This is a genomic window from Rheinheimera pacifica, assembly GCF_024809855.1.
In the GTDB taxonomy this organism is placed as follows: domain Bacteria; phylum Pseudomonadota; class Gammaproteobacteria; order Enterobacterales; family Alteromonadaceae; genus Alishewanella; species Alishewanella pacifica_A.
The window spans coordinates 275792-289535 of the sequence record NZ_JANUEM010000002.1; the positions used below are offsets into that span (position 1 = coordinate 275792).

Sequence of the window (13744 nt, forward strand, 5' to 3'; positions counted from 1 at the left end):
GGCTTAAAACAGGCAAAACAACAACTAAAACAGGATATCCGGATGAAAATACGTGTTTTAACAGCAGGGCTGTCGGCCATACTGGCGTTAGGTTTTGCAGCCAATACACAGGCAAACCCAGCAGACTTTACCCAGGGGCGGCAACTGGTTAGTGCAGATGATTATCAGGTCCTGACACCAAGGGCACGCATAGCGCCGGAAAACCAGATTTTAACTGAGCGGCTAAACATCTTATTACCCCAACTGATGGCTAAGTCCGGCCTGGATATGTGGCTGGTAATTAACCGCGAATATGCCGAAGACCCGGTGTACTTTACACTGGTGCCGCAGCCAACTTTTGCCGCACGGCGCACCACCATGTTGCTGTTTAGCCGTAATGCCGATGGCAGCGTGGATAAACTGTCTGTTAACCGCTATCCGCTGGGTGCACCTTATGACTCAGCCTGGGCTGGTGGCGATTTAGCCGCACAATGGCAGGCATTGGCAGACGAAATTGTTAAACGCGCACCTAAACAAATTGGTATTAATGTGTCTGAGCACTGGCCGGTAGCTGATGGTTTAACCTCGAGCCTGCATCAGCAGTTGCTTAAGGTATTACCAAAGGAGTATCACCCCCGGCTGGTATCGGCAGAGAAATTAGTCATCCGCTGGCTGGAGCAGCGCACAGAGGCTGAGCTGGCGCTGTATCCGCAGATCGTTAGCCTGGCCCGTGCAGTAATCGCCGAAGCATTCAGCAATAAAGTGATTACCCCCGGCGTAACCACCACCGACGATGTGGCCTGGTATATCCGCGAGCGCTTTGAACAGTTGGATCTGCCGGTGTGGTTTATGCCCTATGTAAACTTACAGCGCGCCGGTATGGCATGCGAAGAAGACAATCCGTTTTGTGGCAGCAGCGGTATTATTCAGCGGGGTGACGTGCTGCATACCGATGTTGGTATTTGCTATTTAAAGCTGTGTACCGACACCCAGGAAATGGCCTATGTGCTGAAAAACGGCGAAGCACAGGTACCCTCCGGGCTACAGGCGGCACTGGCTACCGGCAACCGCTGGCAGGATTTACTAACAGCTGAATTTAAAACCGGCCGCAGTGGCAATGAAATATTGGCCGCTACACACAAAGCCACAGCAAAAGCCAAAATAACACACAGCACCTACACCCATGCGCTGGGTTTTGTTGGCCATGCGCCCGGCCCGACAATTGGTATGTGGGACAACCAGGGGCCAACGGCAGTGCAGGGCGACTGGCCGCTGTACGCCAACACCGCTTATGCCATTGAAGGCAATATTAAGCAGGCGGTGCCGGAGTGGAATAAACAGCTAGTACAGATAAAGCTGGAACAAAGTGCCTATTTTGATGGCAAGCAGGTCACTTATCTGGCTGGCCGGCAAACACAGTGGCACCTGATCCGCTAAGCCTGGCTGTATTTGTTAATGTTGGCCAAGGCCAGCAGAATATCTTTGGCATAACTGACGCGGGGGTGCTTTAGCGCACCTTTGCGCCATACCAGATAGATAAAATTCTCCGGGCCGGGTTCGCCCAGTTGCACCAGCTCGCCGGCATTTATGGCATCGCGGCATAAATAATCCGGTAGCACACTGTAACCGACACCGGCTTTAACAATACCGGCAATAGCGCGGATATCCGGGCAAATAGCGGCAATCGGTGACTGGCAGTTGTCATTAAACAGTGTATTAAAATACTGGCGGATAAGCGGCAGGGTTGGGTCATAACTCACCACCGGGTACAAGCGCAGCCGCTCTGCACTGAGTGGCTGTTGCAACAAATGCGTACCGGTAAAGCGGTTGGCTACCAGCATCAGCCGTTCGCTGTCGATAATCTGATAGTCGTACAGGGCCGCATCGGGCGTTGAAGCAGTAATGGCAAGCTCAGCAGTGCCATCGGCCAATAGCTGGTAAATGCGGTCTTTATTGCCGATATGCACCACCAGGTTCACTTCACCGGCCTGTAGCAAATTAGCAAACTGAGCCCCGGCAATATGGCTGATATATTCCGCCGGGCCGGCAATATTCAGTGTGCCATACACCGCATTGCTGCGGTTACGCACCGAGGCCAGTTTCTGCTCTACGGCGTCTAAATGCGAGGATACCTGCAGGGCTAAATCGTGCGCGGCGGCAGTGGGTTCTACGCCGCGTGCTTTGCGTTCAAATAAGGCAAAACCCACCAGCGATTCAATGCTTTGAATATGTGCCGTCGCTGCCGGTTGCGATAAACCTAAGTTAGCTGCGGCACGGGTAATAGTGCCGCAGCGATATACTTCGACAAAGGTACGCAACTGCACAAAATATGACATAAGTTATCAGCCATCAGAATTATGATGGCTGATAATAAAAGCGCTGAATTCTCAATACAAGTGAAACAACCTAAGCTGGTATCACCTGAAACAACACTGGATGGCTTTAAGGTTTATCTCAGTGTTCACCCTAATGAGGAAAAACCATGTTTAAGCACACTATATTAACAGTAGCACTGCTGGGCACTTTTGGCCACACGGCGCTGGCGGCCGACAGCAAAGGTCAGATTCTGGTGTTGTTATCCAGCGAAAGCCAGATGCAACTACAAGATGGTAAAACGCTTAGCACAGGCTACTACCTGAACGAATTTGGCGTACCGGCTGATGCGTTTATTCAGGCAGGTTATGAGCTGGTACTGGCTACGCCAAAGGGCAATGCGCCGGTGGTGGACGAAAAATCGGTAACAGCGCAGTATTTTGGCGGTAGCGAAGCGGAAATGCAGCGCATCAGCGACGTTATTGCCGCTATTCCGGGAATTGACGACACGCTGTCATTAAAAGAGGTAATTACCGGCGGCCTGGCACAGTACAGCGCGGTGTTTATTCCCGGTGGCCACGCACCGTTAATAGATTTAGCCAACAACCCTGAAGTGGGCACTATTCTTAGCCATTTTAATGCCGAAGCTAAACCCACTGCGGCCATTTGCCACGGCCCTATAGCATTGTTATCGGCCCAGCAAAATCCGAAAGCTTTTCAACAGGCGCTGGTACAGCAAAGCCCCGCTACAGCCAGCAACTGGATTTATGCCGGCTACAAGATGACGATTTTTTCAGATGCCGAAGAAACGGTGTTTGAAGCGTCTTTAAATGGCGACAAACTACAATATTACCCCGGTAAAGCTATGCAGCAGGCCGGTGGTGTTATGCAATACAGTGAAGCCTGGACCCCGAATGTGGTGGTAGATCGCGAGCTGATCACCGGGCAAAACCCGTTTTCAGATAAAGCGCTGGCGCAAGCTGTGTTAGAGCAACTGCAGCAGCGTTAATTGTTATTAAAGAATACCAGAGTATTTATGCTGAATTTTAATTTTAAAAACCAAACCGAAATTTTATTTGGCAAAGGCCAGATTAAAGAAGCGAAAAGCCGTTTACCCAAAGATGCCAAGGTGCTGCTGTTATACGGTGGCGGCTCGATTAAACGTAACGGCGTGTATGACGATGTGGTAAAGCTGCTGGAAGGCGTTAGTTACCACGAGTTTGGCGGGGTTGAGCCCAACCCGACGCTGCAAACCCTGATGCAGGCAGTTGAACTGGTGCGTGCTAAAGGCATTAATTTTATTATGGCTGTCGGCGGCGGTAGCGTAATTGACGGTGCTAAGTTTGTTGCTGCCGCAGCACACTTTAACGGCGAGCCCTGGGATATTCTGGCCAAAGGCGCTGCTTTCAGGTCAGCCTTGCCAATTGGTGCGGTGTTAACGCTGCCCGCCACCGGTTCTGAAAGTAACGGCAACTCAGTGGTAACCAATAAAGCCACGGCGCAAAAACGTGCTTTTGGTTCAGATTTAGTGCAGCCGGTATTTGCCGTACTCGACCCGGTATACACTTATTCACTGCCGCTAAAACAAGTGGGCAATGGCGTGGTAGATGCTTTTGTGCATGTGATAGAGCAATACCTGACATATCCGGTAAACGCGCCGCTGCAAGACCGCTTTGCCGAGGGCATTTTGCAAACCCTGATCAGCGAAGGCCCCAAAGCGTTGGTTACGCCACAAGATTATGATGTGCGCGCTAATGTGATGTGGTCCGCCACTATGGCGCTGAATGGTTTAATTGGTAAAGGCGTGCCGCAAGACTGGGCTACCCATATGATAGGCCACGAGCTAACGGCATTGTTTGGCCTGGATCACGCACAAACCTTAGCCATAGTGCTACCGCCGCTAATGTATGTGCAGCGCGAAACAAAGCGGCAAAAGTTGCTGCAATTTGGCCTGCGGGTGTTTGATATCAGTAGCGGTACTGAAGATGAAATTATCGATAAAACCATTAAAGCCACGCAGGACTTTTTCGAGCATATGGGCGTAAAAACCCGCTTGTCAGATTACAACCTGGCAGCGGCCGATATTGATAAGCTAATCGCCAACCTGGAACGTAACGGCATGACGGCGCTGGGTGAGCACCGCGATATTGATTTAGCCAAAGCACGGCAAATTCTGACGCTGGCGCTGTAAGCCGCTTTGCCAGACACAAAGCCCCGGCAGTGCTGCCGGGGTTTTAGCGAGTTTAGTAGCTGGCCTGGGTAGGTTGTACTATCAGCTCATCTACATTTACATCGTCTGGCTGCGCAATGGCATAAGCAATGGCGTTGGCGATGGCTTCGGGTTTTAACGCCACTTTACGGAAATCTTCCAACCAGGCTTTGGTTGCCGTATCGGTGGTGGTGTGGGCCAGTTCACTTTCTACTACGCCCGGCGAAACGGTAGTAACCCGTACTTTTTTTGTTTCCATACGCAGGCCGTTTGAAATGGCGCGCACGGCAAATTTAGTGGCGCAATACACTGCAGCGGTAGGAAATACACTATGGGCAGCGATAGAGGCCACATTAATAATATGGCCACCGCGCTGTTCCATTGCGGTTAAAACGGCTTCTATGCCATTTAGCACACCTTTAATGTTAACGTCGATCATCTGGTTCCACTCGTCTGCTTTCAGCGCTGCCATAGGTGACAACGGCATTAAACCAGCGTTGTTTACCAGTACATCAATCGGGCCGAACTCCTCTGTAGCTGCAGCAACCACAGCTTTGAAATTGTCACGCGATGTTACATCCAGTGCATAGGCTTTCGCCATGCCACCATATTGCTTAATTGTCTGAGCAAGTGCTTCAAGACGATCGGTACGGCGGGCAGCAATAATAACGGTATGCCCGGCTTTTGCTAACACTTTGGCGGTGGTTTCGCCAATACCACTGCTGGCGCCAGTGATCAGAATAACTTTGGCTTTATTCGTTGTCATAACAAAACTCCTTTGTCGGTAAACAGAAAATACTGCTGATAACTACGGGTTGCCCCGATGCCTGTTATGCTAACGCTAAGAAGTGCTGTTATGGATACCCAAAGATACGATATCATTGCCTGATTATCCAACTGGCGTCGGTGAGCAGCATGGAACACAATAGGCTACAACAAAGACTTTTACAGCTGGTACAGCATGCTGCAGTGAATGAAGGCTTAAATAGCACGGCCATTCCCAATGTGTTTTGCTACAAAATCTGCAGCCCCCGGATCACCATGCCAGCCGTGTATGAGCCTTGCCTGTGTATTATTGTGCAGGGCCGCAAAAACGTGCTGCTTGGCACTGAGATGCTGTCTTATGGCGAACTGGAATTTCTTATCGCCTCGGTAGATTTGCCTATTCTGGGCACTGTGATTGAAGCGTCAGAACAACAGCCGTATTTTGTTATTCAGATAAATATTGATGTCCGGCTGCTGTCTGAGTTGCTGTTGCAAATGGAGCATCTGGCCGTGGCCAGCAAAACCGCGAAAAGCGGCTTGTTTATCGGCCAGGTAGACCGGCAAATGGGCGACAGCCTGTTGCGCTTATTTACACTGCTGGAAGAGCCCGACGACATCCCGGTGTTAAGCGAAGCACTGATCCGGGAGATGCACTACCGTATGCTGCGTAGCCATTACGGCAAAGAAATCGCGCAGATTTCGCTAAAAGGCACGCCGACACAACGCATCTCGGTTGCCATTCAAAAGCTGCGTCGTGATTATGATCAAACGGTAACGATAGAAGAACTGGCGAGCCTTGCCGGTATGAGCGTGTCTTCTTTTCATGTGCATTTTAAAGCGGTAACCAATATGAGCCCGCTGCAGTTTCAAAAATCAGTCCGGCTGGTAGAGGCGCGTAGCTTAATGATTTCGCAGCAAATAGATGCGGCCAGCACTGCGTATAAGGTGGGCTATGAAAGCCCATCGCAGTTTAGCCGCGAATATGCCCGTATGTTTGGTAACCCGCCAGCCAGGGATATTGCCGGAATAAGGCTATAAGCTGAATTAACAGCAAAAGCGTTACAGGCACGGGCAGCGCAAGCTGGCTTAAGTTGGTGCTGTGTAAGATTATCTGCTAGGCTAAATCAGTCTTAATAAAACCTTTTTAAGGGTTGTCATGCAAACCGAAACAATTACCTACTTAAAAGAGCACGCCAATACGCTGGAGCTGCGCGAAGAGTTACTGATCACTAAAAATGGCAAACCGGCTTTTGTGGTGCAGTCTTATCAGGATTATCAGTTTCAGCAAGACACTCTGGCATTGCTCAAAATACTGAAGCTGTCAGAAAAATCATTGCAAGGTACTGAGCTAAGTCTGGATCAGGCATTTGAGTAACGCCTACACTATTGTTGCCTCGCCGCTGTTTAAATTATCGCAGCAGCGGCTTGCTGCATTTTTAACCGAAAAGTATTCCGCTACTCTGACGCAAAATACGCTGGCGCATATTAAACAGCGCATTAAGCAGGATCTGACACTCCATCCCACCTTGGCACCTATCAGCGAACGTTTGCTGGCGTTGGGTATTGCAGAATACCGGCAGTGGCAGGTAGATCAGCATAATCTGTTGTTTTACCGGCTCGATGAACAAAAGCAACGTATCGAATTATTATTGCTGATGGATAGTCGACAGAGCCTGCAAAAGCTGTTGTTTGAGTTGATGCTGCTGGTTTAACACCAATGGTAAAAATGGGATTTGCCCTTAGCGTTATGGCTATCCATAGATAATAAAAAGTAATTTATAAACTATGAATGCACTAAACACCTACCTGAACATCTCAGAACGTGATGTAGATTTATTAATACTGGAAGAGTTTTTAGTATCACAGCCTTTTGCCAATTGGTTTGTATCTGAGGCAACTCGACAGCTCTCGTCAATTAAAATTATTGGAGCTTGGCATTCTGTTTCTGAAGCATTGCTTGGCGAGTCAGACTTGATCGTAAAGTTCACTTCGGAAACGGGTGTTCCTGAAGCGATTCTGATTGAAAATAAGATTGATGCTGCAGCGCAAACTAAGCAAGGGGATCGTTACAAAATGCGCGGCGAGAAAGGTATTGCGCAGGGTGAATGGGCTAAGTTCATCACCTGTTTGTTTGCACCGCAGAGTTATGTTGATAGAAATGCCGAACCCTATGATGTTGAAATATCTTATGAACAAGTCATTGCGTTTTTTCAGGCGCAAGCTGATATTCGGAGTCAGTATCGTGCTGCATTTCTGCAAGAGGCGGTAGAAAAAAACAGGCGGGGTTATCAATCTGTTGTCTGTCAGCGGATGACCGCCTTTGCGACAGCCTATTTAGATTTTGTAGCAAATCACTACCCTGACCTGAACCCTGAAACGGCAAAGCCAAGAGCTGCTGGTCATGATTGGGTGCACTTTTACCCGATTCCTCATCAAAAAAATATTGTTATCGTCCATCAAATACGAGGGCAGCAAGTAAAAATTATTTATCACGGCCAGCATGAACGTTTTGATGAGATTGCTACTAGATTTTATGAAATTAGTGAAATGCAACTGACTGTAAAAAGATCTGGTAAATCGGTAACCGTGGCAGCACGGGCCCCTCATATTGATCTCGTCTGTAATACCTTTGATGAAGTTGTATTGCAAATTCAGCAAGCTACAGCGATGGTGAAGGCGTTAAAGTCCTATTTGTAGAGGACAAAAGCAGTGATTTGAAGCAAAAGAAAAGAGTGATCACATATCATTATTTTGAGCTATTGCGTCTTAAATTGAATGCTTCGGGGAAAGTGTAATAAAAACAGCAGAGAAATGGTGCCCGGGGCCGGACTTGAACCGGCACGCCCTTTCGAGCGAGGGATTTTAAATCCCTTGTGTCTACCGATTTCACCACCCGGGCAGAGTCGTTTTGCGTGAATACGCTTGGTAAGACGGCGCGCATCTTAAGTAACCCTGCAACTTTATGCAAGTTATTTTCTGTTTCTGCCTGCAGAAATTATCGGTTAGGTGCCCAGGAGCCGGTGTTTTGTACCGTTCGGTAATCTTCACTTCATTCAAGCTGCGATGGGGTGCACGCGTTTATGCGGTGCCGCGTTGTCTTAATATAATGTTGTTCTGGATCAATAATGGCCTAAATTTTCTGCTTTTCGCTGCATTTGCTGTTTGACGCTGACCGCAGACTATTTTTACACTGCAGTATACAGGTTGTTTACAAACTGTAAGCGGCGCTGCTGCAGTACTCAGTACTGCTGCTAAACCTGGTCGCGTCATAAGAATTTTAAGGACATTGCGTTTATGAATTTAACCAAGCCTTGGCTGAAACCAGTTCTGCTGGTTGTTGTTATTGCAGTGCTGGCGCTGGCGGCGCGCACTTTTATGCCCAATGACAGTCTGCCATCTGATATTGCCTCAGGTAATGGCCGGATAGAAGCGACAGAAATAGCTATTTCTGCCAAAGCTGCCGGGCGGATCCGAGATATTCTGGTAAATGAAGGTGACTTTGTTCAGGCGGGGCAGATAGTGGCGTATATCGATTCTGAATCGTTAACTGCGCAATTACAGCAAGCTCAGGCCCAGCAGCGCCAGGCGATTAATGCGGTTACGGCTGCATATAGCCAGTTAGCGCAGCGCCAAAGCGAGAAAGCAGCGCTGGTTGCAGTACACGCGCAGCGCGAAGCAGAGTTATCGTCTACCAAAAGTCGTGCCAGACGCACCAGCACTTTGGCGAAAACCGGTGCAGCATCACAGCAGGCGGTAGATGATGATCAGGCACTGTTACGCAGCGCTGAAGCAGCGGTTATTGCTGCTTCAGCGCAGATAGACGCGGCAGAGTCCGCAATTGCAGCGGCTAATGCACAGATCCTGTCGGCAGAGTCGGCTACAGATGCTGCCGAGGCGACGGTTAACCGGGTGCAGGTAGAGCTGGCAGACAATGTCTTAAAAGCGCCCCGAGCGGGGCGTATTCAGTACCGCGTGGCGCAGGCCGGGGAAATTGTGGCAAGCGGGGGGCGGGTATTGAATATGGTTGATCTGACCGATGTTTACATTACCTTTTTTCTGCCTGCGGCTCAGGCAGGCCGGGTAGCCATCGGCAGTGAGGTGAGTATTGTGTTGGATGCAGCGCCCCATGTGGCGATACCGGCCCAGATCTCTTATGTGTCTGATGTTGCGCAATTTACGCCTAAAACAGTAGAAACAGCCAGTGAGCGTGAAAAACTGATGTTTCGGGTAAAAGCGCAAATAAGCCCGCAATTATTGCAAAAACATATTGCTCAGGTAAAAACCGGCTTACCGGGCGTGGCCTGGGTTAAGCTAAGTGCAGATGCTCAGTGGCCTGACTCTCTGCCTGAGCGGGTTTCGCCATGACCGTCGCCCGGGTTAGGCAAGTCAGTCTGCAGTATGGTAAAGCCAAGGCCCTTGATAATATCAGCCTGGATATTCCCGCCGGAAAAATAGTCGGTTTGCTGGGGCCGGATGGTGTCGGAAAATCCAGCCTGTTGTCATTGTTGGCCGGCGCCAGAGAAATTCAGCAGGGCGAAATTGAGGTGTTAAATGGCAGTATGGCAAGCCGCAGACACCGCGAAAAAATATGCCCGCATATTGCGTATATGCCGCAGGGGCTTGGCAAAAATTTATACCCTACGTTGTCGGTAGAAGAAAACCTGCAGTTTTTTGCCCGCTTGTTTGGCCATAGCTGTAATGAGCGGCGTCGGCGCATTGACGATTTAACCCGGGCCACCGGTTTGCACAAATTTTTGCAGCGCCCGGCAGGAAAGTTATCTGGCGGTATGAAGCAAAAGCTGGGCTTATGCTGCGCGCTGATCCACGACCCACAGTTTCTAATTTTGGATGAACCCACCACCGGTGTTGACCCTTTGGCCCGCAGCCAGTTCTGGCAGTTAATACGCCGTATCCGCAATCAGCGGCCGCTAATGAGCGTCATAGTGGCAACCGCCTATATGGATGAAGCGCAGGCATTTGACTGGCTGGTTGCAATGGATGACGGCCAGGTATTAGCTACCGGTACCCCGCAGGACATACTCAACAGCACCGCGTCGGCAAACCTGGAACAGGCTTTTATTAAGCTGTTACCCGAGCAAAAAAGACGTAACCACCAACCCATAGAAATTACACCTTTGCAGGTTCAGGACGAAGATATCGCTATCGAAGCGCAGGGCTTAACCATGCGGTTTGGCGACTTCACGGCGGTTGATAATGTCAGTTTCAGGATACGCCGCGGTGAAATTTTTGGCTTTCTTGGTTCAAATGGCTGTGGCAAATCGACCACCATGAAAATGCTGACCGGTTTACTGCCTGCAACTGAAGGTACAGCCTGGTTGTTTGGCCAGCAAGTGAACCCGGACGACATTAATACCCGCACTAAAGTTGGCTACATGTCACAGGCCTTTTCGTTGTATAGCGAACTGACTGTAGAGCAAAACCTGGTACTGCATGCCCGTTTATTTCATGTCCCTGAGCAAGATATCGCGGCCAGAGTCGATGATATGGTGGCACGTTTTGAATTATCTACAGTACGTAACGAGTTGCCCGAGAACCTGCCGCTGGGGCTCCGTCAGCGTTTGTCACTGGCGGTAGCCATGGTGCACAAGCCAGACTTACTTATTCTGGATGAACCCACCTCCGGTGTTGACCCTGTTGCCCGCGACAACTTCTGGCGCTTACTGATCGCGTTATCACGGCAGGATAAAGTAACCATTTTTATCTCTACCCATTTTATGAACGAAGCCGAGCGCTGCGACCGTATGTCCATGATGCATGCCGGTAAAGTGCTTGACAGCGATACCCCGGCGTTAATTGCCCAAAAGCGCGGTAAAGACACGCTGGAGGAGGCCTTTATCAATTACCTGTTAGAAGCCGCAGGCTCACAGCCAGAAGAAGGCACTGACACGACCGTTAACGTGCAAGAAAGCAGCACCGCACCAAAAAACACCGTGTTTAGTTTTCAGCGCATGTTTAGCTATACCTGGCGCGAAGCGCTTGAACTGCAACGAGACCCGGTTCGTAGCACTCTGGCACTGGTTGGCTCGCTTATTCTAATGTGTGTCATGGGGTTTGGTATAAGCATGGATGTTGAAGATCTGCGTTATGCGTTACTAGATCGGGACCAAACGGCTATCAGTCAAAGTTACGCTTTAAGCCTGGCGGGCTCACGCTATTTTATTGAACAGCCTGCGCTGGCCGATTATACCGAGCTGGATAAGCGCATGCGTGACGGCGAACTGGCTTTGGCGATTGAAATCCCGGCCGGTTTTGCCCGTAACCTGGAACGTGGCAACACGGTTGCCATTGGTGCCTGGGTAGATGGCGCCATGCCGCAGCGTGCCGAAACGGTAAAAGGCTATATGCAAGGCATACATCAACATTGGCTGGCCGGGCAAGCCAGGCTACGCACTGGCAACAGCACAACGGCTGTGGCAGGTATTGAAACCTTGTATCGATATAACCCGGATGTACGCAGCTTGCCTGCCATGGTGCCAGCGGTAATACCGTTGTTATTGCTAATGATGCCGGCCATGTTAACGGCGCTGGCTGTGGTTCGGGAGAAAGAGCTGGGTTCAATTCTAAATTTGTATGTTACGCCGGTAACAAAAACCGAATTTATGCTAGGCAAGCAATTGCCCTACCTGGCGCTGGCGATGCTGAACTTTTTACTGATGTGTTTGCTGGCCGTTACCTTGTTTAATGTGCCGGTAAAAGGCAGTTTTTTTACCTTGCTGTTAGCTGCGGTGCTTTATTGCATTGTTGCCACCGGCATGGGGCTATTGGCCTCTACCGTTACCAAAAGCCAGATTGCTGCCATGTTCTTTGCCATGTTGGCCACTTTGATACCTGCAGTGCAATTTGCCGGCCTGATGGACCCGGTAACCTCAATGGAGGGGGCTGCCAGGTTTATCGGTGAAATTTATCCGGCAACGCATATGATCAATATTAGCCGGGGAGTGTTTAATAAAGGGCTTACGTTCAACGATTTGCAGTCTGCTTTTACTGCACTGCTTATTGCTGTTCCGCTTATTGTCTGGCTGGCTATTGCCTTGCTTAAGAAGCAGGAGCGTTGATATGCGCCATCTGATAAATATCTATCGCCTGGGCGTTAAAGAGCTCTGGAGCCTGCGCCGCGATAAGATCATGCTGTTTCTTATTCTGTATACTTTTACCTTGTCGGTGTATACCGCCGCAACCGCCATGCCAGATACCCTGAACAAAGCCCCCATCGCTATTGTCGATGAAGATGCATCAGCGCTTTCTGCCCGCATCGTATCGGCGTTTTATCCACCGTATTTTACTATTCCTGAGCTTATATCGTTAGCTGAAGGCGATGCAGGTATGGATGCCGGGCGTTACACCTTTGTGCTGAATATTCCGCCGGGTTTTCAAAGCGATATTCTGGCTGGCAACATAACTAATATACAGCTAAATACCGACGCAACACGTATGAGCCAGGCGTTTAGCGGCAGTGGTTATGTACAGCAAATTGTAATGACTGAAATCGCTGAGTTTTTGCAGCACCAACGCGGAGAAACGGCTGAGCCGGTTGAGCTGGCACTGCGCGTACGCTTTAACCCAACGCTGGAAAAAGCCTGGTTTGGCTCGGTAATGCAAATTATTAATAACGTTACCATGTTATCGATCATTCTTACCGGTGCCGCTCTTATTCGTGAACGCGAGCATGGCACTATCGAGCATTTGTTGGTCATGCCGGTAACTCCTACCGAAATTATGCTGGCTAAGGTTTGGTCGATGGGGCTGGTGGTGCTGTGCGCGGCGGCTTTTTCACTGACCGTCGTTATTCAGGGGGCATTACAGGTGCCGATAGAAGGTTCAGTTGCACTATTCTTAACGGGGGCGGCGTTGCACCTGTTTGCAACCACATCAATGGGCATATTTTTGGCGACACTGGCGCGTAATATGCCGCAGTTTGGTATGTTAATGGTATTGATATTACTACCACTGCAAATGTTGTCTGGCGGCTCTACACCAAGAGAAAGCATGCCTGAACTGGTTCAAAATATTATGCTGGCTGCGCCAACCACCCACTTTGTCAGCCAGGCTCAGGCTATCTTATACCGGGGGGCGGGTATTGATGTGGTATGGCCACAGTTCTTGTGGCTGTTGCTTATCGGCAGTTGCTTGTTCTTATTTTCGTTATCGCGTTTTCGTAAAGCCATCAGCCAGATGGCATAATAATGGACTTAGTTTAGGAGGTATCAAAATGCTGAGTTGGTTAGCACGGTTTTTTCTGATTGCAGGGGGAGGTGTCGCCAGTTGGTTTGTCTCGCGGGAAGCTAATAATTTTGAAGTGATACAAATGGTTATTGCCATTTTTCTATTTGTGTTAGTTGCTGCAGTTGCCGCATTTTGGCCACAGATCAGAAGATGTTTTAACCAAGCAGAGTCAGATGAAAAATAAAACTGCAGTAGATAGCGGGCCGTAATATGTTCTTATTTAGCCATCTATAC

The 13744-nt window shown here is 49.5% G+C and carries 13 protein-coding genes and 1 tRNA gene; 11 read left to right on the plus strand and 3 right to left on the minus strand.

What is annotated here, in order from left to right:
* Positions 1-42: 42 nt before the first annotated feature.
* The gene (locus tag M2404_RS04120; RefSeq protein WP_259238461.1) at positions 43-1416 is read left to right on the plus strand and encodes a M24 family metallopeptidase; all 1374 of its coding nucleotides are present in this window, start codon (positions 43-45) and stop codon (positions 1414-1416) included.
* On the opposite strand, the gene M2404_RS04125 is transcribed toward M2404_RS04120, so the two are convergent.
* Positions 1413-2315 carry a LysR family transcriptional regulator gene (locus M2404_RS04125; protein ID WP_259238462.1) on the minus strand — a complete coding sequence of 301 codons (903 nt, stop codon included), beginning with the start codon at positions 2313-2315 and terminating at the stop codon, positions 1413-1415. The genes M2404_RS04120 and M2404_RS04125 overlap by 4 nt on opposite strands.
* Positions 2316-2461: 146 nt before the next feature.
* On the opposite strand from M2404_RS04125, the gene M2404_RS04130 reads away from it, so the two are divergent.
* Both M2404_RS04130 and M2404_RS04135 read left to right on the plus strand, forming a co-directional pair.
* Positions 2462-3301 (plus strand): type 1 glutamine amidotransferase domain-containing protein, encoded by an 840-nt coding sequence (locus M2404_RS04130; RefSeq protein WP_259238463.1) that lies wholly within the window; start codon positions 2462-2464, stop codon positions 3299-3301.
* Positions 3302-3328: 27 nt separating this feature from the next.
* Positions 3329-4483 carry an iron-containing alcohol dehydrogenase gene (locus M2404_RS04135; protein WP_259238464.1) on the plus strand — a complete coding sequence of 385 codons (1155 nt, stop codon included), beginning with the start codon at positions 3329-3331 and terminating at the stop codon, positions 4481-4483.
* A gap of 52 nt (positions 4484-4535) precedes the next feature.
* Here the strand turns inward: M2404_RS04135 and M2404_RS04140 are convergent, their stop codons facing one another.
* Complete coding sequence (locus tag M2404_RS04140) at positions 4536-5267, minus strand: SDR family oxidoreductase (RefSeq protein WP_259238465.1); 732 nt, start codon at positions 5265-5267, stop codon at positions 4536-4538.
* A 149-nt stretch (positions 5268-5416) separates the two neighbouring features.
* On the opposite strand from M2404_RS04140, the gene M2404_RS04145 reads away from it, so the two are divergent.
* The 4 genes from M2404_RS04145 (at position 5417) to M2404_RS04160 (ending at position 7963) form a co-directional block, all read left to right on the plus strand.
* The gene (locus tag M2404_RS04145; RefSeq protein ID WP_259238466.1) at positions 5417-6304 is read left to right on the plus strand and encodes an AraC family transcriptional regulator; all 888 of its coding nucleotides are present in this window, start codon (positions 5417-5419) and stop codon (positions 6302-6304) included.
* Positions 6305-6422: 118 nt separating this feature from the next.
* Positions 6423-6641 (plus strand): type II toxin-antitoxin system Phd/YefM family antitoxin, encoded by a 219-nt coding sequence (locus M2404_RS04150; RefSeq protein ID WP_259238467.1) that lies wholly within the window; start codon positions 6423-6425, stop codon positions 6639-6641.
* On the plus strand, positions 6634-6978 hold the full coding sequence (locus tag M2404_RS04155) for a hypothetical protein (protein WP_259238468.1): 345 nt from the start codon (positions 6634-6636) through the stop codon (positions 6976-6978). Before M2404_RS04150 ends, M2404_RS04155 begins: the two co-directional genes overlap by 8 nt.
* 73 nt (positions 6979-7051) lie before the next feature.
* Entirely contained in the window at positions 7052-7963 is a 912-nt protein-coding gene (locus M2404_RS04160; protein ID WP_259238469.1) for a hypothetical protein, read from the plus strand.
* Positions 7964-8078: 115 nt separating this feature from the next.
* On the opposite strand, the gene M2404_RS04165 is transcribed toward M2404_RS04160, so the two are convergent.
* Positions 8079-8165: transfer RNA gene (locus tag M2404_RS04165), tRNA-Leu, on the minus strand.
* Positions 8166-8560: 395 nt separating this feature from the next.
* Between M2404_RS04165 and M2404_RS04170 the strand changes: the two genes are divergently transcribed.
* Genes M2404_RS04170 through M2404_RS04185 form a run of 4 tightly spaced genes read left to right on the plus strand, consistent with a single transcriptional unit; the run spans position 8561 to position 13694 of the window.
* Positions 8561-9631 (plus strand): HlyD family secretion protein, encoded by a 1071-nt coding sequence (locus M2404_RS04170; protein ID WP_259238470.1) that lies wholly within the window; start codon positions 8561-8563, stop codon positions 9629-9631.
* Positions 9628-12342 (plus strand): ribosome-associated ATPase/putative transporter RbbA, encoded by a 2715-nt coding sequence (rbbA, locus tag M2404_RS04175; RefSeq protein ID WP_259238471.1) that lies wholly within the window; start codon positions 9628-9630, stop codon positions 12340-12342. The genes M2404_RS04170 and rbbA overlap by 4 nt, the downstream gene beginning before the upstream one ends.
* 1 nt (position 12343) lies before the next feature.
* Positions 12344-13468 carry an ABC transporter permease gene (locus M2404_RS04180; protein ID WP_259238472.1) on the plus strand — a complete coding sequence of 375 codons (1125 nt, stop codon included), beginning with the start codon at positions 12344-12346 and terminating at the stop codon, positions 13466-13468.
* Positions 13469-13496: 28 nt separating this feature from the next.
* Positions 13497-13694 carry a hypothetical protein gene (locus tag M2404_RS04185; protein ID WP_259238473.1) on the plus strand — a complete coding sequence of 66 codons (198 nt, stop codon included), beginning with the start codon at positions 13497-13499 and terminating at the stop codon, positions 13692-13694.
* The last annotated feature ends 50 nt before the right edge of the window (positions 13695-13744 follow it).

What these genes read in the sequence shown, in the direction of transcription:
- M2404_RS04120 (WP_259238461.1), top strand. Translation starts at nt 43, where the DNA reads ATGAAAATACGTGTTTTAACAGCAGGGCTGTCGGCCATACTGGCGTTA.
- M2404_RS04125 (WP_259238462.1), bottom strand. Translation starts at nt 2,315, where the DNA reads ATGTCATATTTTGTGCAGTTGCGTACCTTTGTCGAAGTATATCGCTGC.
- M2404_RS04130 (WP_259238463.1), top strand. Translation starts at nt 2,462, where the DNA reads ATGTTTAAGCACACTATATTAACAGTAGCACTGCTGGGCACTTTTGGC.
- M2404_RS04135 (WP_259238464.1), top strand. Translation starts at nt 3,329, where the DNA reads ATGCTGAATTTTAATTTTAAAAACCAAACCGAAATTTTATTTGGCAAA.
- M2404_RS04140 (WP_259238465.1), bottom strand. Translation starts at nt 5,267, where the DNA reads ATGACAACGAATAAAGCCAAAGTTATTCTGATCACTGGCGCCAGCAGT.
- M2404_RS04145 (WP_259238466.1), top strand. Translation starts at nt 5,417, where the DNA reads ATGGAACACAATAGGCTACAACAAAGACTTTTACAGCTGGTACAGCAT.
- M2404_RS04150 (WP_259238467.1), top strand. Translation starts at nt 6,423, where the DNA reads ATGCAAACCGAAACAATTACCTACTTAAAAGAGCACGCCAATACGCTG.
- M2404_RS04160 (WP_259238469.1), top strand. Translation starts at nt 7,052, where the DNA reads ATGAATGCACTAAACACCTACCTGAACATCTCAGAACGTGATGTAGAT.
- M2404_RS04170 (WP_259238470.1), top strand. Translation starts at nt 8,561, where the DNA reads ATGAATTTAACCAAGCCTTGGCTGAAACCAGTTCTGCTGGTTGTTGTT.
- rbbA (WP_259238471.1), top strand. Translation starts at nt 9,628, where the DNA reads ATGACCGTCGCCCGGGTTAGGCAAGTCAGTCTGCAGTATGGTAAAGCC.
- M2404_RS04180 (WP_259238472.1), top strand. Translation starts at nt 12,344, where the DNA reads ATGCGCCATCTGATAAATATCTATCGCCTGGGCGTTAAAGAGCTCTGG.
- M2404_RS04185 (WP_259238473.1), top strand. Translation starts at nt 13,497, where the DNA reads ATGCTGAGTTGGTTAGCACGGTTTTTTCTGATTGCAGGGGGAGGTGTC.